The sequence below is a fragment of the Hyphomicrobium sp. genome (assembly GCF_036833075.1).
Classification (GTDB): domain Bacteria; phylum Pseudomonadota; class Alphaproteobacteria; order Rhizobiales; family Hyphomicrobiaceae; genus Hyphomicrobium_C.
In genome coordinates this window covers 1-26,357 of sequence record NZ_DAITQL010000056.1, presented here as the reverse complement: position 1 = coordinate 26,357, position 26,357 = coordinate 1, and the positions used below count along the sequence as shown (strand labels likewise).

25 protein-coding genes and 1 pseudogene are annotated in these 26,357 nt (G+C 67.1%); all 26 read left to right on the top strand.

The window, feature by feature from the left end:
* On the top strand, positions 1–868 hold an 868-nt coding region (gene murJ, locus V7082_RS15175; protein WP_334149961.1), incomplete at its 5' end, for a murein biosynthesis integral membrane protein MurJ.
* Positions 869–939: 71 nt separating this feature from the next.
* Positions 940–1,998 (top strand): tryptophan--tRNA ligase, encoded by a 1,059-nt coding sequence (trpS, locus tag V7082_RS15170; protein WP_334149960.1) that lies wholly within the window; start codon positions 940–942, stop codon positions 1,996–1,998.
* Between the two features lie 173 nt (positions 1,999–2,171).
* On the top strand, positions 2,172–2,684 hold the full coding sequence (locus V7082_RS15165) for a universal stress protein (protein WP_334149959.1): 513 nt from the start codon (positions 2,172–2,174) through the stop codon (positions 2,682–2,684).
* Between the two features lie 221 nt (positions 2,685–2,905).
* Positions 2,906–3,454, top strand: coding sequence for a NifU family protein (locus V7082_RS15160; RefSeq protein WP_334149958.1), 549 nt, complete (start codon positions 2,906–2,908; stop codon positions 3,452–3,454).
* A gap of 70 nt (positions 3,455–3,524) precedes the next feature.
* The gene (locus V7082_RS15155) at positions 3,525–4,115 is read left to right on the top strand and encodes a malonic semialdehyde reductase (RefSeq protein WP_334149957.1); all 591 of its coding nucleotides are present in this window, start codon (positions 3,525–3,527) and stop codon (positions 4,113–4,115) included.
* A 67-nt stretch (positions 4,116–4,182) separates the two neighbouring features.
* On the top strand, positions 4,183–4,893 hold the full coding sequence (gene tsaB / locus V7082_RS15150; RefSeq protein ID WP_334149956.1) for a tRNA (adenosine(37)-N6)-threonylcarbamoyltransferase complex dimerization subunit type 1 TsaB: 711 nt from the start codon (positions 4,183–4,185) through the stop codon (positions 4,891–4,893).
* The gene (gene rimI / locus V7082_RS15145; protein WP_334149955.1) at positions 4,890–5,375 is read left to right on the top strand and encodes a ribosomal protein S18-alanine N-acetyltransferase; all 486 of its coding nucleotides are present in this window, start codon (positions 4,890–4,892) and stop codon (positions 5,373–5,375) included. Before tsaB ends, rimI begins: the two co-directional genes overlap by 4 nt.
* A gap of 94 nt (positions 5,376–5,469) precedes the next feature.
* Positions 5,470–5,919, top strand: coding sequence for a Fur family transcriptional regulator (locus V7082_RS15140; RefSeq protein WP_442909801.1), 450 nt, complete (start codon positions 5,470–5,472; stop codon positions 5,917–5,919).
* 21 nt (positions 5,920–5,940) lie between these two features.
* Positions 5,941–6,828, top strand: a complete 888-nt coding sequence (locus V7082_RS15135) for a lysophospholipid acyltransferase family protein (protein ID WP_334149952.1) — start codon at positions 5,941–5,943, stop codon at positions 6,826–6,828.
* Positions 6,829–7,048: 220 nt separating this feature from the next.
* Positions 7,049–8,446 carry a tRNA (N6-isopentenyl adenosine(37)-C2)-methylthiotransferase MiaB gene (gene miaB / locus V7082_RS15130; RefSeq protein ID WP_334149950.1) on the top strand — a complete coding sequence of 466 codons (1,398 nt, stop codon included), beginning with the start codon at positions 7,049–7,051 and terminating at the stop codon, positions 8,444–8,446.
* Positions 8,447–8,568: 122 nt separating this feature from the next.
* Complete coding sequence (locus tag V7082_RS15125) at positions 8,569–9,570, top strand: PhoH family protein (protein WP_442909802.1); 1,002 nt, start codon at positions 8,569–8,571, stop codon at positions 9,568–9,570.
* A gap of 61 nt (positions 9,571–9,631) precedes the next feature.
* Positions 9,632–10,138, top strand: coding sequence for an rRNA maturation RNase YbeY (gene ybeY / locus V7082_RS15120; RefSeq protein ID WP_334149946.1), 507 nt, complete (start codon positions 9,632–9,634; stop codon positions 10,136–10,138).
* The gene (locus V7082_RS15115; RefSeq protein ID WP_334149944.1) at positions 10,135–11,196 is read left to right on the top strand and encodes a hemolysin family protein; all 1,062 of its coding nucleotides are present in this window, start codon (positions 10,135–10,137) and stop codon (positions 11,194–11,196) included. Before ybeY ends, V7082_RS15115 begins: the two co-directional genes overlap by 4 nt.
* A gap of 6 nt (positions 11,197–11,202) precedes the next feature.
* Complete coding sequence (lnt, locus tag V7082_RS15110) at positions 11,203–12,870, top strand: apolipoprotein N-acyltransferase (RefSeq protein WP_334149942.1); 1,668 nt, start codon at positions 11,203–11,205, stop codon at positions 12,868–12,870.
* Positions 12,871–13,039: 169 nt separating this feature from the next.
* Positions 13,040–13,495: a helix-turn-helix domain-containing protein gene (locus V7082_RS15105; protein WP_334149940.1), complete on the top strand. Its 456-nt coding sequence runs from the start codon at positions 13,040–13,042 to the stop codon at positions 13,493–13,495.
* Positions 13,496–13,706: 211 nt separating this feature from the next.
* Positions 13,707–14,909 carry a methionine adenosyltransferase gene (metK, locus tag V7082_RS15100; RefSeq protein WP_334149938.1) on the top strand — a complete coding sequence of 401 codons (1,203 nt, stop codon included), beginning with the start codon at positions 13,707–13,709 and terminating at the stop codon, positions 14,907–14,909.
* Between the two features lie 258 nt (positions 14,910–15,167).
* A complete protein-coding gene (trmB, locus tag V7082_RS15095; protein ID WP_334149936.1) occupies positions 15,168–15,938 on the top strand; it encodes a tRNA (guanine(46)-N(7))-methyltransferase TrmB in 771 nt (256 codons plus the stop codon).
* A 108-nt stretch (positions 15,939–16,046) separates the two neighbouring features.
* Positions 16,047–16,679, top strand: coding sequence for a ribosome maturation factor RimP (gene rimP, locus V7082_RS15090; RefSeq protein ID WP_334149934.1), 633 nt, complete (start codon positions 16,047–16,049; stop codon positions 16,677–16,679).
* Positions 16,680–16,681: 2 nt separating this feature from the next.
* Positions 16,682–18,340 (top strand): transcription termination factor NusA, encoded by a 1,659-nt coding sequence (nusA, locus tag V7082_RS15085; RefSeq protein WP_334149932.1) that lies wholly within the window; start codon positions 16,682–16,684, stop codon positions 18,338–18,340.
* Between the two features lie 42 nt (positions 18,341–18,382).
* On the top strand, positions 18,383–19,066 hold the full coding sequence (locus tag V7082_RS15080) for an RNA-binding protein (RefSeq protein WP_334149930.1): 684 nt from the start codon (positions 18,383–18,385) through the stop codon (positions 19,064–19,066).
* Between the two features lie 12 nt (positions 19,067–19,078).
* Positions 19,079–21,793, top strand: coding sequence for a translation initiation factor IF-2 (gene infB, locus V7082_RS15075; protein ID WP_334149928.1), 2,715 nt, complete (start codon positions 19,079–19,081; stop codon positions 21,791–21,793).
* 170 nt (positions 21,794–21,963) lie between these two features.
* Entirely contained in the window at positions 21,964–22,362 is a 399-nt protein-coding gene (gene rbfA, locus V7082_RS15070; RefSeq protein ID WP_334149927.1) for a 30S ribosome-binding factor RbfA, read from the top strand.
* A 9-nt stretch (positions 22,363–22,371) separates the two neighbouring features.
* A complete protein-coding gene (gene truB / locus V7082_RS15065) occupies positions 22,372–23,289 on the top strand; it encodes a tRNA pseudouridine(55) synthase TruB (RefSeq protein ID WP_334149925.1) in 918 nt (305 codons plus the stop codon).
* A gap of 263 nt (positions 23,290–23,552) precedes the next feature.
* Complete coding sequence (locus V7082_RS15060; RefSeq protein ID WP_334149923.1) at positions 23,553–24,806, top strand: S41 family peptidase; 1,254 nt, start codon at positions 23,553–23,555, stop codon at positions 24,804–24,806.
* Between the two features lie 292 nt (positions 24,807–25,098).
* Positions 25,099–25,368 (top strand): 30S ribosomal protein S15, encoded by a 270-nt coding sequence (gene rpsO, locus V7082_RS15055; RefSeq protein WP_334149920.1) that lies wholly within the window; start codon positions 25,099–25,101, stop codon positions 25,366–25,368.
* Positions 25,369–25,539: 171 nt separating this feature from the next.
* A pseudogene (locus V7082_RS15050) lies at positions 25,540–26,357 on the top strand (polyribonucleotide nucleotidyltransferase); the annotation flags it as partial.

Genomic DNA, 26,357 nt, shown 5'->3' with positions numbered 1-26,357 from the left:
CATTCCCGGCGTCATCGCGGGCGGCGTGACGCAGCTCAACATCATGATCGGCACCGTCATCGCCTCGCAGGAGCCGGGTGCGGTCTCGCAGCTCTACTATGCGGACCGCCTCTACGAGCTGCCACTCGCCATCGTCGGTATCGCCATCGGCGTCGTGCTGCTGCCGGACGTGGCGCGGCAACTCAGGGCCGGCAACCATGCGGCCGTGCAGGACAGCCAGAACCGCTCGCTCGAGTTCGCGATGCTGCTCACGGTGCCGGCGGCCGTGGCGCTCGCGGTGGTGCCGACCCCGATCGTCAGGGTGTTGTTCGAGCGCGGGGCGTTCACTGCGGCGGACACGGCGAACACGGCGGCGGTGCTCGCCGTGTTCGCGCTCGGGCTGCCGGCGTTCGTGATGATCAAGGTGTTCTCGCCCGCCTATTTCGCCCGCGAGGATACGCGCACGCCGATGCGCTATGCCGCCGTCAGCCTGACGGCCAATACGCTGGGCTCGATCGCGCTGTTCTTCCTGTTCCGCAGGATAGGCTGGCTGCCGCAGCTCGGGATCGCGGTGGCGACGACGCTCGGCGGGTGGCTCAATGCGGGGCTCCTGTGGACGACGCTGGTCCGGCGCGGGCACTTCGTGATGGACCGGCGGATGGTGCGCGCGTTCGCGACGATCCTGCTCTCGTCCGTGGTGATGGGGGTCGCGCTCGTCGTGGTGCATCATCTCCTGGGGCCGCTCTTCGCGCCGGCGCAGGGCTTCGTCGCCCATATGCTCGCGCTGGCGATGCTGGTCGCGGCGGGACTGATCGTCTATGCGCTCATCGTCGTGGCCACGGGCACGATCAACCTCCGCCAGCTCCGCAACCTCATCCGCAGGAGCTGAGCGCGGACCCTTGCGCATGGGCCTTGGTCGCGCCATAACCCGCGCCTGACAGACCGGCCGGGACGAGGGCGATGGAACTCAAGGAACGCGTTTTTTCGGGCATGCAGCCGACGGGCAGCCTGCATCTCGGCAACTATCTCGGCGCCATGGTGCAGTGGATCGAGATGCAGAAGACGCACGAGTGCATCTATTGCGTCGTCGATCTGCACGCGATCACCGTCTGGCAGGACCCGGGCGAGCTCAGGCATTCGATCCGGCAGGTGACGGCGGCCTACATCGCGTCCGGCCTCGACCCGCAGAAAAGCATCCTGTTCAACCAGAGCCAGGTGTCGGCGCATGCGGAGCTGGCGTGGGTGTTCAATTGCGTCGCCCGGCTCGGCTGGCTCAGCCGCATGACGCAGTTCAAGGAGAAGGCCGGCAAGGACCGCGAGAACGCATCCGTGGGTCTTTACGCCTATCCCAACCTGATGGCTGCCGACATCCTCGCCTATCGCGCGACGCACGTGCCCGTCGGCGAGGACCAGAAGCAGCATCTCGAGCTCGCGCGCGACATCGCGCAGAAGTTCAACAACGACTTCCGCGCCGGGATCGAGGCCAAGGGCTACGCCGACGGCGTCTTCTTTCCGCAACCCGAGCCCGTGATCATGGGGCCGGCGACGCGCGTCATGAGTCTCCGCGACGGCACGCGGAAGATGTCAAAGTCGGAGCCCTCCGACATGAGCCGCATCAACCTGATGGACGGCACGGACGCGATCGCCGACAAGATCAAGCGGGCCAAGACCGACATGGAGCCGGCGCCGCCGGCCGATCTCGAGCAGCTCAAGGCGCGGCCGGAGATCGACAACCTCGTCGGCATCTACGCGGCGCTGGCGAAGGTGTCGAAGGAGGAGGGGCTCAAGGTGCTGCAGGCGACCGCGGCGGAAGGGCCCAGCATCTTCACCGGGTTCAAGCGGGCACTGACGGAGGTCGCGACCGGAACGCTCGGGCCGATCCGGACCGAGATCGTGCGTCTCATGGACGATCCGGCCGAGATCGACCGCGTGCTGGCGGACGGGTCGGCACGGGCGCGGGCGATCGCGACGCCGATCCTCGACGAGGTGAAGGACATCGTCGGCTTCATCCGGTCGTAAAACGGCGGCCGGGGCCTTGCTCCGTCGGGCGTGAGCCGCGCGGGGCGCCAGCGCAAGACGTCTCTCGCAGAAGATCGCCAGCGCTGTGGGCCCGCTCGGCAGGGTGCTCAGCCTTGCGGATCATGCGCGGGCGTCGGTTGTGGAGTTCGCAATCACATGGCAGCATCGCCGTCATGACGCAGACATACCGCAAACGCCGCTCGTTCGAGGCGGGCCACGCCCGGAAGTTCCTGCTCGTCGTCGACGAAAGCCCGGAGGTCGAGAGCGCGCTCTATTACGCGGCGGCGCGCATCGTGCGCTCGTCGGGCACGCTACTCATGCTGTATGTCATCGAGCCGCAGGATTATCAGCATTGGGCGGGCGTGAAGCAGGTGCAGATCGAGGAGGAGACGCTCAAGGCGCGCGCGCTCTTCCGGCTGTTCCGGCGCAAGCTCAACCTCGTGGGCTTCGAGAATATCCCCTGCGAGGAGCTGGTGCGCGAGGGGACCAAGGCCGAGGAGATCATGAGGACGATCGCCGAGGACGAGGACGTGTCCATCCTCGTGCTCGGGGCGGCGACCGATCCCGACGGGCCGGGACCTCTGGTCTCGACGCTCGCAGGAGGGGCGGCCGCCGGATCGTTCCCCATCCCGGTGACCGTGGTGCCGGGCAACCTCGCCTTCGACGACATCATCGCGCTGGCCTGAGGCCGTGATGCGAAGGCTTTTGGAAGCGGAAGCGCAGCGAATCCCTCGTTTGCAGGCTTTCGCGACGAATTGGCCAATTCTGTCGATCAAGACTCCGTTGAATCATGGTTCGCAGCCTGGACAATTCCCGATTGTCCTCCTATTTTCTGGAACTATTCTAAAGGATAATCCTTTGGCCGAGCGGCATCCTGCGCCGGCCCCACGGTGGAGACGGTGACATCATGTTCATTCAGACCGAGGCGACGCCCAACCCTCAGACCTTGAAGTTCATTCCCGGCAAGACCGTGCTGGTGGAGGGCACCGCCGATTTCCGCGCCAAGGGCGAGGCCGGGGCGTCGCCGCTCGCGCGGCGGCTCTTCGATATCGACGGCGTCGCGGGCGTGTTCCTGGGCTCGGATTTCATCTCCGTCACCAAGACGGATGCCGAGTGGCAGCACCTCAAGCCGATGATCCTCGGGGCCATCATGGAACACTTCATGTCGGGTGCGTCGGCGGTCGAAGGCGCCAACGACGCCACCGAGGGCAGCTACGACGCCGAGGACGAGAACGTCGTGGCGACCATCAAGGAGCTGCTCGAGACGCGCGTGCGTCCGGCGGTGGCGCAGGACGGCGGCGATATCACCTTCGCCGGCTTCCGCGACGGTATCGTCTACCTGCACATGCGCGGCGCCTGCTCGGGCTGTCCGAGCTCGACGGCGACGCTCCGTCACGGCATCGAGAACCTTCTCAAGCACTTCTGCCCGGAGGTGGAGGCGGTTCAGGCCGTCTGAAGCGCACGGGTTTCGGGACCCCCGCATTCAGCAGGGCTTTTTCCGTGTCCTTCCCGATCGAGGAGACCCGATGTCCGCTGCAATCGATCAGGCCGCGCTGGAGCAGGTCTTCCTCTCCGCGCGGACGCATAACGTCTGGCGGGATACACCCGTGCCGGACGCGCTTCTCGTCCGGATCGTCGATCTCATGGCGCTCGGCCCGACGAGCGCCAACTGCGAGCCTGCGCGCATCGTGTTCGTGAGGTCGCCCGAGGCCAAGGCGCGGCTCAAGCCGTTCCTCTCGGCGGGCAACCGGGACAAGACGATGCAGGCACCCGTCACGGCGATCCTCGGCTACGACCTTTCGTTCTACGAGAAGCTGCCGCGGCTGTTTCCGCATACGGATGCGCGGTCATGGTTCGCCGGGAAGCCCGAGCACATCGCCGAGACGGCGTTCCGCAACGGGTCGCTGCAGGGCGCCTATCTCATCCTCGCGGCGCGCGCTCTGGGGCTCGACTGCGGGCCGATGTCGGGCTTCGACCAGGCAGGCGTGACGGCGGCGTTCTTCGCGGAGACGCCGGTCAAGGCGAATTTTCTCTGCAATCTCGGATATGGCGATGCTTCGGCGCTGAGGCCACGCGCGCCGCGCCTCGCGTTCGAGGAGCTGGCGAAGATCGTCTGATCTGGGTCGGGCGAAGAGGTCAAACGCGCGCGTTGCACGATTCCCATCGTGCTTTATTCTCCGGGCCATGAATACGCTGGCTTTCGATACGTGCTTCGGCGCCTGCTCGGCCGCGGCCACCTGGTATACGCCGGACGGGGTCGCGGGGGCCTACCGTTTCGAGCGGCTCCTCAGGGGGCATGCCGAGCTCCTGACGCCGATGATCGGCGAGGTGATGGCGGAGGCCCCATTCGATTACGGGGACATCGCGCGAATCGTCGTCACCACGGGGCCGGGCACCTTCACCGGGCAGCGCGTCGGCATCGCGGCGGCGCGGGCCCTCGCGCTCGCGACCGGCGCGCGGATCGGCACGCTCTCCAGTCTTGCGGTCATGGCCTATACGGCGGCCTACGACATCCCGGCCGACGTTGCGGGCAAGGTGTTGGCCGTGGCGGTCGACGCACGGCGGGACGAGATCTACTTCCAATGCTTCGCGGGCCCCGGCTGGACGGCGCTCGGTGCCCCGGCGCTGCTTGCGCCGTCGGACGCAGCGCGGATGCTCGACGGGCGGGCGGCGGTCGCGGTCGGGTCGGGGGCGGAGCTGCTGGTCGCGGCGGCGCAGGATCTGGGCATTGCCGCCTCGGCGCGGCTGCCGGATCTGGAGCCCGACGTGCGGCATGTTCCCGATGCGGCAGTGGCGGCCGGCACGGAGCGTCCGCGACCGCTCTATCTCAGGCCCCCGGATGCGAAGCCGCAGGATGGCGCTTCGCTCGCGAGGGTGTCGACGGGGGTGTCATGAGCGACGGCGGCGCATTCGATCCGAAGTACGTATCGCTGCTCTGGGCGGGACCGGACCAGGCGGCCGAGGTCGCGCGGCTGCATACGGAGCTCTTCTCCCCGCCCTGGTCGGAAGAGAGCGTGCGCACGTTGCTCGATCATCCGGCTTCGACAGCGTTCCTCGCCATGGTCGGGGGCGTGCCCAAGACGTGCGTGGGGTTCGTGCTGGCCCAGCTCGCGGCCGACGAGGCGGAGATCCTGTCCGTCGGCGTCGCGAAGGACTGGCAAGGCAAGGGAATCGGACGGCGCCTCATCGAAGGCGTCGCGCGCGCGGCGCAGCGGGCGGAGGCCAAGACGCTCTTCCTCGAGGTGGCGGCCGACAACGACGCGGCCATGGAGCTCTACCGCCGCGTCGGGTTCCTCGGCACCGGTCTCCGGCGCGGCTATTATGCGCGCCCGGGCGGAGAGCCCGTCGATGCGGTGACTTTGTCCCTCAAGCTTTAGGCGCCGTTATGGAATCCGAGATCACGATCCGGTAGAACACCCCTAACCGCGGTCGCCGCCGGCGCGGCGGGATCCCTGGACCGGATGCGCGATGATGGTCTTGAAAGATGAGGGCCTCTCCCGGCTCGAGGTGCTGTGCGCCGAGCACGGGCTGCGCATGACCGGACAGCGCCGCGTCATCGCGCGGGTGCTGTCGGAGGCGCGCGACCATCCGGACGTTGAGGAGCTGCACCGGCGTGTGCATCTGGTCGATCCGCATATCTCTCTGTCGACGGTCTACCGCACGGTCAATCTGCTCGAGAAGAAAGGGATCCTGGAGCGGCATGCGTTCGGCAGCGGGCGCGGGCGCTACGAGGAGGCAACGCGCGGGCATCACGACCACCTGATCGACATCGGCACCGGCCGCGTGATCGAGTTCCACAACGCGGAGATCGAGAAGCTGCAGGAGAAGATCGCGCGCGAGCTCGGCTATGCGCTGGTCGGGCACCGGCTCGAGCTCTACGGCGAGCCGATCGACCGCAAGAAGACGCCGCGCAGGAGCTAGGTTGCGGACAGGCGGGACGCCATGGGAACGCTCAGAGCCGTATCCATCCTGACCGGATTTTTCGCGCTGACGGTGCCGCTGATGCCCGTTCAGGCCGTGCTGCTGCGGGTATCGCCCGCGGGGGCGCGGCGCTTTCCGCACTGGTATCACCGGCAGGTCTGCCGGCTGTTCGGCCTCAAGCTCCAGGTCGACGGGAAAGTTGCCCGCGGTCAGCCGGTGCTGCTGGTCGCAAACCATACGTCGTGGCTCGACATCACCGTGCTGTCGGCGGTGGCACCGCTGTCGTTCGTGGCCAAGAAGGAGGTCGCGCACTGGCCGTTCGTGTCGTGGCTCGCCAAGCTGCAGCGCAGCGTGTTCGTCGACCGCGGGCGGCGCAGCGCCGTCGGCGCGACGACCAACGAGATCATGGCGCGGCTGGCCGGCGGCGATACGGTGGTGCTGTTCGCGGAGGGAACATCCAGCGACGGCAACCGCGTGCTGCCGTTCAAGACATCGCTGTTCGCGGCGGCGAAGCCCTCTGCGAAGGCGTCCACGGCGGGGTCTTCCGACCCGCCGGACGTCGTGGTGCAGACGCTGTCGCTCGTCTACACGCGGCTGCACGGCGTGCCGCTCAGCCGTTGGGCGCGGCCGATCGTCGGCTGGTTCGGCGACATGGAGATGCAGAGCCACGCCTGGTCGCTGCTCAAGGCGGGGCCGCTCGACGTCAGCATTCGCATCGGAGCCCCGATCCCGCTCGGGGACTTCGCCGACCGCAAGGATCTTGCGCGCCGCAGCGAGGCGGAGATCCGCGAGAACGTGGTGCGGCTGCTGCGGAGCTACCCCGAGGAGGCGGAGATCGCGGTGACGACCCCTGCGGCGGAGGACCGCATACCGGCGTCGCCGACCCGCAACAGTCCGATGTTCCGCTAATTCGATTCGTCGCGCCGGCGCAGCGCGTTAACGCATTTCCGGGGAGCGTCCGGCGTGTGAGCATCGGGGGCTATCGCCGCGCGCCGACTGGACAAAACGGCGGCGCGATGCTGCAATGCAACAACAAAAGGTGCGTCGTGGGGCGAACTGTGGTACGGGCCCTGACGCACGGGAGACTCTGGACAGCCGGAAAGGCATCCTCTTGGACGATCTCGATCGAATGCCTTTCGAAGAGGCAAGCCCGCAGGCGGAGCCGGACGGGCACGCGGCGGCGCCGGCGGCGAAGCGCGTGTTCATCAAGACGTTCGGCTGCCAGATGAACGTCTACGATTCCGAGCGCATGAGCGAGATGCTCGCCGCGGAAGGCTACGTCGAGACCGATGCGCCGGACGAGGCGGATCTGGCGATCCTCAACACCTGCCACATCCGCGAGAAGGCGGCGGAAAAGGTCTATTCGGACCTCGGGCGGCTGCGCGACATCAAGAGCGCGCGGGCCGAGGGCGGCAAGGAGACCCTCATTACGGTGGCCGGGTGCGTGGCGCAGGCCGAAGGCGAGGAGATCGTGCGGCGCGCGCCGGCGGTGGATCTCGTTCTCGGCTCGCAGAGCTACCATCGCCTGCCGGAGCTGCTCAGCCGCCTCCGGGGCGGCGAGACGGCGCTCGTCGAGACCGCGTTTCCGGACGAGGACAAGTTCCAGGCGCTGCCCGAGCGCGCATCCGCGAAGGCGGTGACGGCGTTCCTCACGGTGCAGGAGGGCTGCGACAAGTTCTGTACGTTCTGTGTGGTGCCGTACACGCGCGGCATGGAGTATTCGCGGCCGGTTGCGGCGCTCGTCGACGAGGCGCGGCGCCTCGTCCAGCGCGGCGTGCGCGACATCACGCTGCTCGGCCAGAACGTCAACGGCTATCACGGCGAAGGTCCGGACGGCGCGCCGACGACGCTGGCGGGGCTCATCGGCCAGCTCGCCGGCATCGAGGGGCTCCTGCGCATCCGCTACACGACGAGCCATCCGCGCGACATGAGCGAAGCGCTCATCGAGGCGCACGCGCGCGAGGACAAGCTGATGCCCTATCTGCACCTGCCGTTCCAGGCGGGCGCGGATCGCGTGCTCGCTGCCATGAACCGCAAGCATACGGCGGCGGACTATCTCGCCCTCATCGCGCGCATCCGGCGGGCGCGGCCCGATATCGCCCTCTCGACGGACATCATCGTCGGGTTTCCGGGCGAGAGCGATGCGGACTTCGAGGCGACGCTGGCGCTCGTCCGGGAGGCCGAATTCGCGCATGCGTTCTCGTTCAAGTACAGCCCGCGGCCTGGCACGCCGGCCGCCACCATGGACGGGCAGGTTCCCGAAGAGGTGAAGCGGGAGCGTCTCGAGCGCCTGCAAGAGGTGATCGACGCCGGCTACCGGCGGTTCAACGGCGCGTGCGTCGGCAAAAGGCTTCCCGTGCTGTTCGAGAAGGCCGGGCGGCATGCCGGGCAGCTCGTCGGGCGGTCGCCTTATCTACAACTCGTGCATGCGGATGCCGATCCGGCTCTCATCGGGCGCGTCATCGATGTGGAGATCCGCGCGGCCGGGGCCAACAGTCTCTCGGGCGCCATATGCGGGCAATCCTGAACCTGTTAACGGTTCGAGACGGGACGGAGCATTGATTCGGCGACTTTCGTCCCTATGCTAGGTCCGTTGGGCAAGCCGCCCTTCCGCCCCGGTGGTCTCAGGAGACGAGACGATTGACAGCAATGCGCGGCCAGACGGCAGTAGGTCGGAGGCGAGTGGCTAAATCTCCCATTCAGAGCAAGCGCGTGGTTGTGCCTTTCGAGGACAACCGCCACCTGACCCGCCTCCTCGGCGAGTTTGACGCCAATCTGGCGCTCCTTGAGGATCGACTCGGCATCGAGGCGCACGCGCACGGCAACGTGGTCATCCTGTCCGGTCCGGAGACGGCGTGCGATATCGCGCGCGAGGTTCTGGAGCAGCTCTATGCGCGCGCGGCCAAGGGGCAGCATGTCGGGCCCGGAGACTTCGACGGCCTGATCCGCCACGCCCGTCAGCAGGATACGGCGGCGTCCGACGGGCAGGCGCAGATCGCGACGCGGCGCAAGGTCGTGAAGGCGCGCACACCCGCGCAGAGCACCTATATCCGCGCGCTCGAAAAGACGGATCTCGTGTTCGGCATCGGACCGGCCGGCACCGGCAAGACCTATCTTGCCGTGGCGTTCGCGGCGCAGTGGCTCGAGCGCGGGGTCGTCGAGCGCATCATCCTTTCGCGGCCCGCGGTGGAGGCCGGCGAGCGGCTCGGCTTCCTGCCCGGCGACATGCGCGAGAAGGTCGATCCCTATCTGCGGCCGCTCTATGACGCCCTCTACGACGTGCTGCCGCCCGAGAAGGTGGAGCGGGACCTCGAAAGCGGCATCATCGAGATCGCGCCGCTCGCCTTCATGCGCGGCCGCACGCTCGCAAACGCCTTCGTCATCCTCGACGAGGCGCAGAATACGACGAGCATGCAGATGAAGATGTTTCTGACGCGGCTCGGCGAGAACTCGAAGATGGTCGTCACGGGCGACCCGTCGCAGATCGATCTGCCGCCCGGCATGACGTCGGGCCTCGAGGAGGCCGTGCGGCTCCTCTCCGGCGTCGAGGAAATCTCGGCGGTGCGCTTCACGGGGGCCGACGTCGTGCGGCGCGATCTCGTGGCCAGGATCGTGGAAGCCTACGACACGGCCGGGACGAGGAAGCCCTGACATGCCCGGAGACCCGGACAGTCGAAGTCCGAGCGAGCGAAGTCCGAGCGCGGACGCGCGCGTGCAATCGCTCTGGCTCAGCCTCAACATTCTGCACGAAGCGGGGGACTGGTCCCGGCTTGGACAGCGCGACGCTCTGATCGACGCCGCGGGCCGCGCGCTCGCGTCCGATGCGCGGTTTGCGGCGCATCCTCCGGCGGAAGCCTGCGTGGCGCTCAGCGACGATGAGACCCTGCGCACGCTCAATGCCCAGTTCCGGGGCAAGGACAAACCCACCAACGTGCTGTCGTTTCCCGCGCTCGAGCGTTTCGGCGCGGCGAGCCCGCAACCGCTCGGCGACATCGTCCTCGCGCAGGAGACCCTCGAGAGGGAGGCTGCGGAGCAGGGCGTGACCGCCGCTCACCATCTCCAGCATCTCGTGGTGCACGGACTTCTGCATCTTCTCGGCTTCGATCACGAGACGGACGCGGACGCAGGGGAGATGGAGGGCCTCGAGATCGAGATCCTCGCCTCTCTCGGCATTCCCAATCCCTATGGCGGCGAGGAGCAGCCCCCTTTAGTTCCATGAGCAGCGACGACGACCAGATGGACGACGCGACCTACGGTACCGAGCGGCGCACGATGCGCGAGAGCGCGAGCGGCTGGCTGCAACATCTCTGGACCCGGCTCGGGCTCGCCGAGCAGCCGACGCTTCGCGACAAGCTCGAGGTGCTGGTCAAGGAAGAGGCGAAGGCCACGGGCGGGTTCTCGCCCGAAGAGCGCAAGATGCTGTCGGGCCTCCTCCGATTCGGAGCTTCGCGCGTCGACGAGATCATGGTGCCGCGCGCCGACATTATCGCCATCGAGGAGATGGAAACGCTCGGTGCGCTGATCCGGCTGTTCGAGGAGTCGGGCGTCTCGCGCATCCCGATCTATCACGACACGCTCGACGACCCGCGCGGCATGCTGCACATCAAGGACCTCTTCCGCTGGGTCTCGGCGGAGGTGGCGGGCCGCGCGTTGCGCGATCCCATCAAGCAGCGGCCGGTGTCCGGGGGCGACGTCGGCAAGGGCGAACCGGCGGCGGGCGCCAGGACGCCGGGGACGACCGACGGCAAGCCCGATCTCAGCCGCCTCGACCTCAGCCGGCCGATCGCCGTGCTGAAAATCCGCAAGCCCGTGCTCTACGTGCCGCCGTCGATGCCGGCCATGAACCTCCTGGTGCGCATGCAGGCGACACACGTCCATATGGCGCTCATCGTCGACGAGTACGGCGGCACGGACGGGCTGGTTACGATCGAGGACCTCGTCGAGCAGATCGTCGGCGACATCGAGGACGAGCACGACGAGGAGGAGGCGGACCTTATCGCGGTCGATCCGAAGCTCGGGCTGGTCGCCTCGGGCCGCGCGCCCGTCAAGGAACTCGAGACGCGGCTCGGGCGGAAGCTCCTCACGCCTGAGGAGGAAGCGGACATCGATACGCTCGGCGGGCTCGTCTTCACGATCGTGGGGCGTGTGCCGGCGCGGGGCGAATTGATCCGCCATCCGGCATCGGGGGTCGAGTTCGAGGTGCTCGACGCCGACCCGCGGCGGGTGAAGCGGCTCAAGATCCATGTCCCGTCGGCCAGCGGCGACGCGGCCGGCTGATCCGCCATGGGCGCGCGCGACCTCATCGGCGATTGGCATCATACGGTGAGGTCGGCGCGGGGCTGGCGGCGGCGTGGGCTGGCGTTCGCGGCGGGCGCGCTGTCGAACCTGGCGCTCGCGCCTTTTTTCTTCGCCCCGATTCTCTTCCTCACGCTCCCGGTTCTCGTCTGGCTCATCGACGACGCGGCGGCGCATCCCGGCGGCCGGCGCGAAGCGGCGCGCGCGGCGGGCGGCGCGGGATGGTGGTTCGGGCTCGGCTATTTTCTTTTCGGGCTGTTCTGGATCGGGGAAGCGTTTCTGGTCGAGTCCGAGAAGTTCGGCTGGCTGTTACCGCTCGCGGTGTCGGCGATGCCGGCGGGGCTCGCGCTCTTCTGGGCGGGGGCTGCGGCCGGTGCGGCGACGGTCTGGCGGCCGGGCGTCGGGCGGCTCCTCGTGTTGGCGCTCTTTCTCGGCGCCGCGGAATGGCTGCGCGGGCACATCCTGACAGGCTTCCCGTGGAACGTGCTCGGCTATGCGTTGACCTGGCCGCTCGTTCTCATGCAGAGCGCGAGCCTCCTCGGCATCTACGGCCTGACGCTGATCGCGGTGCCGGTCTTCTCGGCGCCTCTCGTTTTGACGGCCGAGGCTTCGCGCGGGCGGTTGCGGCGCAGGGCGGGCCTCAAGGCGCTGGCGATCACCGGCGTGCCGCTGGCTCTCCTTGCCGCTTACGGGACGGCGTGGCTTGCGACGGCGCCGGCGGGCACCGTCGAGGGCGTCAGGATCAGGATCGTGCAGCCGAGCGTTGCGCAGCGCGACAAGTGGCAGCCGGAGAAGCAGGCCGCGATCTTCCAGGATCACATCGCCCTCTCGGAGAGAGACGCCTCCGGCAGGCGGGACGATCTCGCCGGGATCACGCATGTGATCTGGCCCGAAGCGGCGATGCCGTTTCTCCCGCTCGAGCATCCCGAGGCCCTTGCGGCCATCGGCGAGATGCTGCCCGACGGCGCGTTCCTGCTGACGGGCGCGCTCCGGCGCGAGGGGGCCGGTAGCGGCGGCCTCGCCGGGCGCCCCGAGCGCGCTTACAACAGCCTCATGGCGTTCGACGGCGCGGGCGCTCTGGAAGCCGTCTACGACAAGACGCATCTGGTGCCGTTCGGCGAGTATCTGCCGTGGCAGGGCGCGCTCGAGGCGATCGGTCTCGAGCAGCTCACGCGACGGCGCGGAGGGTTCTCGGTCGGTGTCACGCCGCGGCCGGTGCTCGCGGTACCGGGACTTCCGCCCGTCGGGGGGCTCATCTGCTACGAGGCCGTGTTTCCCGGTGTCGGCGCACAAAGCGCGCGGCGGCCGGGGCTTTTCGTGAACGTCACGAACGATGGCTGGTTCGGCGATACGACCGGGCCACGCCAGCACTTCCATCAGGCGCGCGTGCGGGCGGTGGAGGAGGGGGTTCCCCTCGTGCGGGCGGCCAACAACGGAATCTCGGCGGTCGTTGATTCGAGCGGCCGGGCCCTGGTCATGCTCGGCATGAACGAAAGAGGGAGCGTGGACTCCCATCTTCCCGCGGCGCGAACTTTTTCCCCTTATGCCGTCCTGGGCGACAGTGTTTTTCTTCTCTTGGGCTTGGTGTTCGCATCTATCGTTTATATCGTCGGCCGGCGGAATGCCGTTCCACGCGCGAAGGATGTGTTGCGTTAAATGGGTATAGGAGTCGGGGAAATACTTCTTTTGGTTGTGAAATTCTCGCATTTCTCCTGAAGATGTAGTATGAAATTTCTTTTCACGCGGGTAAAATATTGACCCAGTGCAGCGAGTTCCCTAGGCAGAGCCTTCGAGCGAGCGTCATGGGCAGGGAGTGCGTGAGCTGATGGCGAAGGAAGACGACGACGACGGCGAGACCGAACGCGGGTCGAGAAAGCCGAACCCCATCGATGCGCACGTCGGAATGCGGGTCCGGCTACGCCGCATGCTGCTCGGGATGAGCCAGGAAAAACTCGGCGAGCATTTGGGCCTCACCTTCCAGCAGGTCCAGAAATACGAGAAGGGCGTCAATCGCATCGGGGCGAGCCGGTTGTTCGACCTGTCGCGTGTTCTCGGTGTGCCCGTGCAGTTCTTTTACGACGAGGCTCCGTCGGACCTCATCGATGAGGCGCTGACGCCGGGGTTCGCCGAGCGTCCGACCGAAACCTATGTGATCGAGTTCCTTTCGACGCGCGAGGGGCTCGAGCTCAACAAGGCTTTCGTAAAAATCGCGGACGCGCGCGTGCGCCGATCCGTCGTCGAGCTGGTGCGCGCGCTCGGCGGCGAGGACCCTCTCGGCTAAGAAGGGCGGCCGGTCCGTCTCTCGCCCGATCCCGGGGTTCGAAGCTTTCCAGGCGGCGGCCGCTTGACCGAAGTCGGCAAAAGCGGCAAGAGGTGCCGCGGCTTTCCGTTGGGGACGGGCCGCGTGCCCGGGGCTGCTTCCCGTTCGTCATTCTGCTTTCCAATCCGCGGCCGGGCTCCGCTGCAGCTCAGAGCGAGATCGAGAGGATCACGTGGCACGCCAGTCATTTCTGTTCACGAGCGAATCCGTTTCGGAGGGGCATCCGGACAAGGTGTGCGACCGGATCTCGGACGAGGTGGTCGACGCCTTCTTCCGCGACGGGATCGCCGAAGGGCTCGATCCCTGGCAGATCCGCGCCGCGTGCGAGACGCTCGCCACCACGAACCGCGTCGTCATCGCGGGTGAGTACCGCGGACCTCGTTCCGTCACTGTGGCCCGGATCCAGGACATCACCCGCTCGGCCATCCGCGATATCGGCTACGAGCAGGCGGGTTTCCATTGGGCCAACTGCAATATCGAGGTGTTGCTGCACGGGCAGTCGGCCGACATCGCGCAGGGCGTCGACGCCCGGCAGCCGACCAACCAGGAAGAAGGCGCGGGCGATCAGGGCATCATGTTCGGCTATGCCTGCCGCGAGACGCCGGAGCTGATGCCGGCGCCGATCTACTACGCGCACAAGATTCTCGAGGACCTGGCGCGGGCCCGCAAGACCAAGAACGGCGATGCGGCAAAGCTCGGCCCGGATTCGAAGAGCCAGGTGACGGTGCGCTACGAGGGCGGCCGGCCGGTCGGCGTCACGCAGATCGTGGTCTCGCACCAGCACATCGTCGAGGACCTCACCTCGAGCGACGTGCGCGACATCGTCGAGCCCTATGTGCGGGCCGCCCTGCCCGACGGCTGGATCGGCAAGGAGACCGTCTGGCACATCAATCCGACGGGCAAGTTCTTCATCGGCGGGCCGGACGGCGACACGGGCCTCACGGGGCGCAAGATCATCGTCGACACCTACGGCGGCGCCGCGCCGCACGGTGGCGGTGCGTTCTCGGGCAAGGATCCGACGAAGGTCGACCGCTCGGCCGCGTACGCCGCGCGCTATCTCGCCAAGAACGTCATCGCCGCCGGCCTTGCGGACCGCTGCACGATCCAGCTCTCGTATGCCATCGGTGTGGCGCGGCCGCTGTCGATCTATGTCGATACGCACGGCACGGGCAAGGCCGATGAGGGGGCGATCGAGGCGGCGCTCGGCAAGGTGATGGATCTCACGCCGCGCGGCATCCGCGCGCAGCTCGACCTCAACCGGCCGATCTATGCGCGCACGTCGGCTTACGGCCATTTCGGGCGCAAGCCCGACAATGACGGCGGGTTCTCGTGGGAGAAGCTCGACCTCGCCGACGCGATCCAGAAGGCGGTTTGATCTCTCCGCGGGCGCTGCATCCTGGGCTTGGCCCGTAGTAGGATCGTGTGCGTGCCCATTCACACGTAGCTGGCTCCCGGCCTTTGCCGGGGGTGACGTTGTGGGGAAACCGCTGGGTGCCGCAAACTCCCGCGTCACTCTGGCATCACGGCGGAGCCATGCTTCGCATGGACGGCCGGGTCCAGACATATTTCCGCAATGGCGAGCCGCTGCATGGCGCACCTAAGAAGCGACGTGGATCGAGCAGGAGACAAATCCGTGCATGTGCGTCCGGAGATCCGCTCGTTCGGGCGGCGGCGGGGACGTGGGCTCAGCGCGCGCCAGGAGCGGCTGCTCGGCGACCTGCTGCCCAAAGTTGCCGTCGATCCGTCGGGCGCCGCGCCGCGCGATCCCGCGGAGCTGTTTGCGCCCGGGACGCGGGCCGTGTGGCTCGAGATCGGGTTCGGCGGGGCCGAGCACCTCGTCTGGCAGGCGCGGGCCCATCCGGACGTGGGGCTCATCGGCTGCGAGCCCTTCGAGGAGGGGATGGTCAAGGCGCTGACCGCCATCGACGAGGGGGGGCTCGGCAACGTCCGCCTCCTGGGCGATGACGTGCGGCCCTTGCTTCGCTGGCTGCCGGAGCGGTCGATCGCCCGGGTGTTCATGCTGTTCCCGGATCCCTGGCCCAAGAAACGTCATCGGAAGCGGCGGCTCTTCTCGCCGGAGCTTCTGCGCCTCCTGGCGCGGGTGATGGTGCCGGGCGCCGAGCTCAGGCTCGCGACCGACATCGGCGATTACGCCCGCACCGCGCTCTCCGCCGTTCAGGGAGCCCCCGATTTTCGCTGGGCGGCCGAGGGTCCCGCGGACTGGCGGGTGCGCCCGGCCGACTGGCCGGCGACCCGGTATGAGGCCAAGGCGGGCCGGGAAGGTCGGCGCTGCTATTTCTTCCGCTTTCTCAGGGCATCCCCGCCGGGTCCGGCCGAGCCCCGCGAAAGGCCGGCCGGGGCGGCGCAAAGCCCGGGGCAAAGAGGCTTGCCAGGAGTGGCGTAGTCACGTATTGTTCGCCTGCTCATGATCATCTCAACTCTGAGAGTGGGCCCCGCAAGGGTCCGCTCTTTTTTGTTTTGGCAGCCTCCCGGCGGCCGGAAGCAAGTCGGCATGCATAGCGCAAACGAGGTCGCGCCCCGCGATCGCTTCATCCAGGAGACCGGACTCGCATCGGATCTCGCCCAGCTCGTCGAGCCTGTGCTCGACAGCCTTGGATTCCGGCTGGTGCGTATCGAAATATCCGGTCGAGACGGCAAGACGGTCCAGATCATGGCCGAGCGGCCGGACGGCTCGATGACGATCGACGATTGCGAGGCGATCTCGAAGGCCATCTCGCCGCTGCTCGACGTGCAGGACATCGTCACCGACAGCTACCGGCTCGAGGTGTCATCACCCGGCATCGATCGCCCGCTGGTGCGCCCGTCCGACTTCGTCGACTGGGCGGGGTCGGAAGCGAAGATCGAGCTCAAGGCGCCGATCGAAGGGCGCAAGCGCTTCCGGGGGCGCCTCGAGGGTTTCGAGGACGGCGAGGCTCTGGTCGAGGTGGACCTCGGAGAAGAGGGACACAAGACCATCGGTCTTGCGGTCGGGCTGATCGCGAGCGCGCGATTGGTGCTCACGGACGAGCTCATTCGCGAAGCGCTCACCCGCGCCAAGGCCGCGGGCAAGGGCAATAGGCAACTCGGAGACGGCGTCGAAGCCGATCCGGACGAACTCAAGACCGACGACGTGGAGGGTCTCTGACTATGGCAGGCGTAGCAGGCATCAGCGCCAACCGGCTCGAGCTTCTGCAGATTGCGGATGCCGTCGCGCGGGAAAAGACGATCGACCGCAAGATCGTGATCCAGGCCATGGAGGACGCGATCCAGAAGGCCGCAAAGTCCCGCTACGGCGCGGAGAACGATATCCGCTGCGAGATCGACCCCAAGACGGGCGAGACGCGGCTGTCGCGCGTGCTGGCGGTCGTCGATGACGTCGAGAACGAGGCCACGCAGATCACGGTCGAGGACGCCAAGCGGCGCAACCCGGATGCGAAGGTCGGCGACCTCATCGCCGAGGGCCTGCCGCCCTTGGACTTCGGCCGCGTCGCCGCGCAGAACGCCAAGCAGGTGATCGTGCAGAAGGTGCGCGAAGCCGAGCGCGATCGTCAGTTCGGCGAGTACAAGGACCGCGTCGGCGAGATCGTCAACGGCACCGTAAAGCGCGCCGAGTACGGCAACGTCATCGTCGACCTCGGGCGCGCGGAGGGCATCATCCGGCGCGACGAGATGATCCCGCGTGAGAACGTGCGCTACGGCGACCGCATCCGCGCCTACATCTACGACGTGCGCCGCGAGCAGCGGGGGCCTCAGATCTTCCTGTCGCGCGCGCGGCCCGAGTTCATGAGCAAGCTCTTCGCGCAGGAAGTGCCGGAGATCTACGACGGCGTGGTCGAGATCAAGTCGGTGGCGCGCGATCCGGGCTCGCGCGCCAAGATCGCGGTCATCAGCCGCGACAGCTCCATCGATCCCGTCGGCGCCTGCGTCGGCATGCGCGGCGCGCGCGTGCAGGCGGTCGTCAACGAGCTCCAGGGCGAGAAGGTCGACATCATCCAGTGGAACCCGGATGCGGCGAGCTTCATCGTCAACGCGCTTGCCCCGGCCGAAGTGTCGAAGGTGGTGCTCGACGAGGACTCGAACCGCATCGAGGTCGTGGTGCCGGAGAGCCAGCTTTCGCTCGCCATCGGCCGGCGCGGCCAGAACGTGCGCCTCGCCTCCCAGCTCACGGGCTGGGACATCGACATCCTGACCGAGCAGGAGGAGAGCGAGCGGCGCCAGAAGGAGTTCGCCGAGCGCTCGCAGATCTTCATGGATTCGCTCGACGTGGACGAGGTGATCGCGCAATTGCTGGTGACGGAAGGCTTCGCCTCCGTCGAGGAGGTCGCTTACGTCGATCTCTCGGAAATCGCGCACATCGAAGGCTTCGACGAGAATACGGCGAACGAGATCCAGACGCGCGCGCGCGAGTATCTCGAGAAGCTCGAGGCGGAGCGCGATGCGCGCCGGCGCGAGCTCGGTGTCGCGGACGATCTCGCCAAGGTCGAGGGCGTCACGACGGCGATGCTGGTCGCGTTCGGCGAGAACGGCATCAAGACGCTCGAGGATCTCGCGGACTGCGCGACCGACGATCTCATCGGCTGGACCGAGCGCTCGAAGGACAAGGACGTGGAGCCGGTGCGGCACAAGGGTGTGCTCGACGGCTTCGAGGTGGATCGCAAGGATGCCGAGGCTCTGATCATGTCGGCGCGCGTGCTTGCGGGCTGGATCACGGCCGAGGACCTGCTGCAGCCGGCCGAGGACGAGACGGAGACGGCCGAGGACACGGGCGAGGAAGCCGAGGCTTCCGCTCCCGCTTCGGACGCTTGAGGCCGTGACACGGGCCGCACACGCTTTGGAGGTTTTGGGGCATTGGCCGACCGCCGCCGCCAGATCGATGACGCCGAGCCTGCCGTTCGCGAGAGCGGCGGAGCGCGTCTCTGCGCGGCGACGCGGGAGGCGCTCGATCCCGGCGAGCTGATCCGCTTCGTCGCCGATCCGGGCGGAACCATCGTTCCGGATCTCGCGCGGAAGCTGCCGGGCCGCGGGGTGTGGATCAAAGCCGACAAGGCGACGGTCCAGCGGGCGGTCGACGCCAACGTCTTCGCCAGGAGCCTCAAGAGACCCGTCAAGGCGGATCCGGCGTTGCCCGACCACGTCGAGAGGCTTCTCGAGAGGCGGGTTCTCGAAGCCCTCGCCCTCGCCAACAAGGCGGGGCTGGTGACGACCGGGTTCCAGCAGGTCGACGAGCTCGTGCAGTCGGGCGCTGCCGTGGGCCTTCTTCAGGGTGCGGATGCGGCGGAGGGCGGGCGGGAAAAGCTCGCGCGCAAGTTTGCCGCCGTCGCCCGCGCGAAGGGCCGTGAAGCGGTTGTGGTAACCAGTCTATCGACAGAACAATTGAGCTTGGCCATGGGGCGGTCAAATGTGGTACATGCTGCCCTCATACACGGCGGAGCCGCCGCGCGGCTGTTGCAAGAGGCCGAGCGGCTCGCCCGCTACCGGTCGGGCACTGCTGCATCCAGCGGGCCGGAAAAGGCCCGGGAACCGAAGGTTTGAAACGGATATCGAATGAGCGAAACCAAGGATACTGCCGACAAGACGACGACCGGGGGCGGACGCAAGCCGCTTTCGCTCCAGCGCACCGTTGAATCGGGCCACGTCCGGCAGAGCTTCAGCCATGGACGCTCGAAGTCGGTGGTCGTGGAAAAGCGCAAGACGCGCAAGCTCGCGGCTCCGGGAGCCGCGGCAGCGGAGGCGCCAAGTCCGACCGTTCCGGCCGCACCCAAGGTCGAGGCGAGGCCGTCCAGGGCGCCGGGGCGCGCCGACGTGCGAGGGGACACGGGGAAAGCCGATCTTCTGCGGCCCGAGGAGCGCGATGCGCGCGCACGCGCGCTGGCAGAGGCGCGCAAGCAGGCGCAGGAAGACGCGCAGCGCGCCGAGGAGCAGCGTGTGGCGGATGCCGCGCGCGCCGCCGAGGCCCCGCCTCCCGTCGTCGCGACGCCTGCTCCTGCGGCCGAGGAGACCGCGCGCCCTGCTCCGCCGCCACAGGCGGCGCCCGAGCCCACGCGTCCGTCCGCGCCCGAGCGGTCAGCAGCCCGTCCGGCGCCTGAGGGCGCCCGTCCCGCCTCCGGCCCGCGTGCGCGCCCGACGACGTTCGACACGCGCTTTGCGCCCCGCGAGGGCGGTCGCCCCAAGCAGATCGAGCTGCCGCGTCCGGCCAGCCCGCCGCCCGCCGCCGATCGTGGTGCCACGGGCGAGGTCGCCAAGATCTCGAAGGATGTGCGCCCGCGTCCGGCGGCCGTGGAGACGGAGGACGAGGAGAGCCGGGCCATCAAGCGCGGCGGCAAGCTCGTGCGCGTGCCGGTCAAGGCGCCGGCCGTCGAGGACCGCCGCGAGCGCGGCAAGCTCACCATCAACAATGCCCTCGACGAGCAGCAGCGTGAGCGGTCGCTGGCGTCGCTCAAGCGCAAGCGCGAGCGCGAGAAGCTCAAGGCGATGGGTATCCAGCAGCCGAGGGACAAGATCGTGCGTGAGGTGGTCATCCCCGAGGCGATCACGATCCAGGAGCTCTCCAACCGCATGACGGAGCGCGGCGTCGATGTCATCAGGTTCCTGATGAAGGAAGGCGCCATGCACAAGATCACCGACGTGATCGATGCGGACACGGCGGAGCTGATCGTCACCGAGTTCGGCCACACGCCGAAGCGCGTTTCGGAAGCGGACGTCGAGACCGGCTTCATCGGCGACAAGGACGCGGAAGAGGCACAGAAGCCGCGTGCGCCCGTTGTCACCATCATGGGTCACGTCGACCACGGCAAGACGTCGCTGCTCGACGCCATCCGCAAGACCAACGTCGTTTCGGGCGAAGCGGGCGGTATCACACAGCACATCGGCGCCTATCAGGTGACGACGCCGTCGGGCTCGAAGGTGACGTTCATCGATACGCCGGGCCACGCCGCGTTCACCGCCATGCGCGCCCGCGGCGCCAAGGTGACGGACATCGTGGTGCTGGTGGTGGCGGCCGATGACGGCGTCATGCCGCAGACGGTGGAGGCGATCAATCACGCCAAGGCCGCGAACGTGCCGATCATCGTTGCGATCAACAAGATCGACAAGCCGGCGGCGGATCCCAAGCGGGTGCAGACCGACCTTCTCTCGCACGAGATCGTGGTCGAGAGCATGGGTGGCGAGACGCTGGAGGTTCCGGTCTCGGCGCTCAAGGGCACCAACCTCGACAAGCTGCTCGAGACCATCCACTTGCAGGCCGAAGTGCTCGATCTCAAGGCCAACCCGGATCGGTCGGCCGAAGGCATCGTCATCGAGGCCAAGCTCGAGCGCGGGCGCGGTCCCGTCGGCACCGTGCTCGTGCAGCGCGGTACGCTGGGCCTCGGCGATATCGTTGTTGCCGGCACGGCCTGGGGCCGCGTGCGTGCGCTGATCGACGACCAGGGCGAGAATGTCGACGCCGCCGGGCCTTCGGTTCCGGTCGAGGTGCTGGGCTTCGATTCCGCTCCCGAAGCGGGCGACCAGATCGCCGTCGTCGAGAACGAAGCGCGAGCTCGCGAGATCACCGACTACCGCATCAGGAAGCGTCGCGAGACGCTGGGCTCGGCGGGCACGCCGCGTACGCTCGAACAGATGATGCAGACGCTGAAGGATGCGGCCGGCAAGAAGGATTTCACCCTCCTGATCAAGGGCGATGTCCAGGGCTCGGTCGAAGCCATCCAGGGCGCATTGAAGAAGCTCGGGACGGATGAGGTCGAAGCCCGTGTCGTGCACTCGGGTGTCGGCGGCATCACGGAATCGGACATCGCGCTCGCGTCGGCCTCGAAGGCGGTCGTCATCGGCTTCAACGTGCGCGCCAACACGCAGGCGAAGCAGGCTGCCGACAGCCAGGGCATCGAGATCCGCTACTACAACATCATCTACGACCTGGTGGACGACGTGAAGGCGGCCATGTCGGGCCTGCTCGCGCCGACGAAGCGCGAGGTGTTCCTCGGCTACGCGACCATCAAGCAGGTCTTCAACATCTCGAAGGTCGGCAAGGTGGCGGGTTGCCTCGTGACGGAAGGCAAGGTCGAGCGCGGCGCAAAGGTGCGCCTCCTGCGCGACAAGGTCGTCATCCACGAGGGCACGCTGTCGATCCTCAAGCGCTTCAAGGATGACGTGAAGGAGGTGCCGGCCGGCCAGGAATGCGGCATGGCCTTCGCCAACTACCAGGACATCCGCGAGGGCGACGAGATCGAGTGCTTCCAGGTCGAGACGATCCAGAGAAGCCTCTAAGCGCTCACGGGCCTGTTCGGCTAAGGCGGCGACGCCGCCTTAGCCTGGCCCTCCGCGGGGGCGTGACTCGTCACGGGTCGACTTGCTCCCCGGCTGCTTCGCAGCCGAAAACTCTCAAAGGTACAAAGAGGCGTTGCCTCGTGCCGGTTCGATCCCGGTAGGAAAAGAAGATGTCCAGACAGAAATCCCACCAGGCGAAGGCTCCGTCGCAGCGGCAGTTGCGCGTCGGCGAACTGATCCGTCACAAGCTCGCGGAGATGTTGGCGCGCGGCGAGATCTATGACGACGTGCTCGCCTCGCACGTGGTGACGATCACGGAAGTGCGCATGTCGCCCGATCTCAAGCTGGCAACGGCTTACGTGATGCCGCTCGGCGGCAAGGACACCAAGGTCGTGATCGAGGCGCTCGGCCGCAATGTCCGCTTCATCCGCGGTGAGATTGCGCATGCGGTCGACCTGCGCTCGGCGCCGGAGATCCGCTTCCGCGAGGACGAGACCTTCGAGGAGGTGCAGCGGATCGATCGCCTGCTGCACAGCGACAAGGTGCGTCGCGACGTCGAGAAGGACTAGCTTCCCCGCATGGCACGACGCAAGAAAGGCAATCCCGTTCACGGGTGGCTGGTGCTCGATAAGCCGTTCGAGATGACCTCGACGCGCGCGGTCGGCATCCTGAAGCGGCTCTTCTTCGCGCAGAAGGTCGGGCACGCGGGCACGCTTGATCCGCTTGCGACCGGCATTCTGCCGATCGCGTTCGGCGAGGCGACGAAGACGGTGCCGTTTGCCGTCGACGGCGAGAAGGTCTATCGCTTCACCGTGCGCTGGGGCGCGGAAACGGCCACCGACGACGCGGAGGGCGAGGTGGTTGCGACCGGCGAGGCGCGCCCGACGGTGGCCGACATCGAGGCGCTGTTGCCGCAGTTCGTCGGCGAGATCATGCAGGTGCCGCCGCAGTTCTCGGCGGTGAAGGTCGACGGCGAGCGGGCCTATGCGCTGGCGCGCGACGGAGAGCAGGTCGTGCTCGAGGCGCGGCCGGTCGTCATCGACGAATTGCGGCTCATCGACGTGCCGGATGACGATACGGCGGTGTTCGAGGCGCGCTGCGGCAAAGGCACCTACGTGCGGGCCATCGCGCGCGACATGGGCCGTGCGCTCGGCTGCCGCGGGCATGTCATCGCGCTCCGGCGCACGCGCGTCGGCCCGTTCAGCGAGGAGAACGCGGTGGGTCTCGACGAGATCGAGGACGCGGCGGAGGCGGGAGAGGACCTCTCGCCGTTCCTGCTGCCGGTCGAGATGGCGCTCGGGGACATCCTCGAGGTCAACGTCAGCCCGTCGGATGCGGCGAACCTCGCGCAGGGGCGCAGCATCCTGATCCGGGGGCGCGATGCGCCTGTCCTGGGCGGGGCCGCCTATGCCATGTCGAAGGGGCAGATCGTGGCGCTCGGGGAGATCGAGCGGGGCGCGCTGCACCCGACGCGGGTCTTCAATTTCGGCGGATAGCGGTTTTCCATTGATGCGTGTCTGGACCCCGACCTCCGTCGGGGTGACGTAGTTTTTTGGTGAACCGGATGCCTAACCCACAACGTCATCCCGGCGAAGGCCGGGATCCAGATACGTAACGACCGTGTCCCGTTCCCCGAGCGTTGAAATGTGCCGATCTCTGAACGATGGGTAACCGCTCCGGCATCGTCCGCATCTCGACACTGCGCGACGAGCGCCTATATGCCTCGCTGCGTTCGGTGGGTCGCGGCAGTGGAGGCTCCATGCGTATATTCCCGCATTCCGTCACTTTCTCGAAGTGGGCTGTCATCGCGTTCGCTTTGGTCGCTTTTGCCGTTGCGGCGGCGCCAAGCCCGGCGCGCGAAGGTGCTGATGCGGCCGTGTTCGATGAGGCGGCGCGGATCGTGCGCGAGAATTTCTACGATCCCAAGATGAACGGCAAGGATTGGGACGCGGTGGTCGCACGCCACAGGCCGCAGTATCTCGCGTTCGAAACCGTCAAGGCGCGCTCGGAGGCCATCAACGCAATGCTGGCCGAACTCGATGCCTCGCACACGATGCATGTGGCGGATATCGATCCGCGCTACTACCAACTCGTCGACATCTTCCGCTACGGGCTCAGGGACAGTCTTCGCAAGCATCTGCCCTACGGCGTTTCCTATTCCGGCATCGGCATCTCCACGCGCGAGATCGACGGTAAGACGTTCGTCACCGGCGTGCTTGCAGGGCTTGCGGCGGCCAAAGCCGGGGTTCTCGTCGGAGACGAGATCGTCGCTTCCGACGGCAAACCCTTCGAGGCAATAGAGTCGTTTCGCGGCAAGGTCGGCGCGGTCGTGAAACTCTCGTTACGCCGCGAGCGCGATGGAGAGGTCTCCGTGGTCGACGTTCGTCCCGAGCGGATCGAACCCGGGAAGGCGTTCCGCGCGGCCATGCGCGACGGGGCCCGCATCATCGAAGCGGATGGCAATCGCATCGGCTACATCCACATCTGGTCCTACGCGGGCGAACGCTATCAGGATGCGCTGATAGAAGAATTGAGCACCGGGAAGCTCAAGGATGCCGATGCGCTGATCTGGGACCTGCGCGACGGATGGGGCGGTGCGCAGCCGCGCTACCTCGATCTCTTTAATGCGCGTGGCCCGGACATGACGTTCACCGAGCGTGCGGGCAAGACGGACTTTGCGAGCTTCAAATGGCGCAAGCCCGTGGTCGCGCTGGTCAACGGCGGCACGCGCAGCGGCAAGGAAGTGCTGACGTACGGCTTCAAGAAATACGGCTATGGCGAGGTGATCGGGACGCGAACGGCCGGCGCATTGCTGGCGGGCCGCGGCTTTCTGCTCTCGGACGGCAGTTTCCTCATGGTTGCAGTGAATGACGTGGCGGTGGATGGCGAGCGGCTCGAGGGGAAGGGCGTGGCGCCGACGATCGAGGTTCCGTTCGATGTCCCCTATGCTGCCGGCCTCGATCCGCAACTCGAGAAGGCGGTGGAGGTTTTGAGCGAGGCCACGCGGGGGTAGGTGTGAGGATCGCATCTTTTCGTTGTGTGCAGGCAACCCAACTTTCCGCGAAATCCTGTTTATTTAATAGAATCAGTGCTTAAGATGATGTACCCACTTGTTGCGCAGTGTTGCGACAATCGCAACTTTTCCTCGCCGGCCTTCGGCAAACGTGTATAAAGCGCCATCCCGTCCGGGCCCGCGGCTCTGGATGAGGCTTGTTGCGACCTGGCTGGACGACATCCCGGCCATGGCCGTTTTCCGGCCGGCTCCGCGTCTGCGGCGCGGCCCTCCAACCCTAGAGGAGAACCCGATGTCGCTTACGACGGAAGCCAAGTCCAAGCTCATCAAGGACAACGCCACCAAGGCGAACGATACCGGCTCGCCCGAGGTGCAGGTCGCGATCCTGACCGAGCGCATCAACGGCCTCACCGAGCACTTCAAGGCGCACAAGAAGGACAACCACTCGCGCCGGGGCTTGCTCAAGATGGTCAGCCAGCGCCGTCAGCTTCTGGACTACGTGAAGCGCAAGGACGAAGCGCGCTACCAGAAGATCATCGAAAAGCTCGGGATCCGCCGCTGATCGGTGCATCTCTTGGGCTGGCGACGGCAGAGCCTTTCGGCTCCGGACTTTCGCGCATGTGAGGAAAGACGGGCGTCGCAGACCTTTTCGGTTCGCGGCGCCGTCGGCATTCGTGCTAAGGATGCCGCGCATCAAAGAGACATGAAACAGAGATAGAACGAAAGAACGAAGATGTTCGATATTCATCGCGTGGAAATTGAATGGGGCGGGCGTACGCTCAAGCTCGAGACCGGGCACATGGCCCGCCAGGCGGACGCTGCCGTCTATGCGCAATACGGCGAGACCAGCGTGCTGGCGACTGTCGTCGGCGCCAAGAACCCGAAGCCAGGCATCGATTTCTTCCCGCTCACCGTCAACTACCAGGAGCGCACGTATGCCGCCGGCAAGATCCCGGGCGGCTATTTCAAGCGCGAGGGACGCCCCACCGAGAAGGAGACGCTGACCAGCCGTCTCATCGATCGCCCGATCCGCCCGCTGTTCGTCGAGGGCTTCAAGAACGAGGTGCAGGTCGTCGTGACCGTGCTCTCCCATGACCTCGAGAATGACCCGGACATCGTCGGCATGGTCGCCGCGTCGGCGGCGTTGACGCTCTCCGGCCTGCCGTTCCTCGGCCCCATCGGTGCAGCGCGCGTCGGTGTGATCGGCGGCGAGTGCGTCCTGAACCCGATGATCGACGAGATGATCGAGAGCAAGCTCGATCTCGTCGTCGCCGGCACGCAGGATGCCGTCATGATGGTCGAGAGCGAGGCGCAGGAGCTTGCCGAGGCGCTGATGATCGAGGCCGTCATGTTCGGCCACAAGCACATGCAGCCGGTGATCGGCGCGATCATCAAGCTCGCCGAGAAGGCCGCCAAGGAGCCGTGGGACATCCAGATCCCGGACAAGGACAAGTACAAGGCGAAGGTCAGCGAGATCGCCGGCGATCTCCTGAAGGCCGCTTTCTCCACCAAGGAGAAGGGCAAGCGCCAGGACCTCGTGGCGGAAGCCAA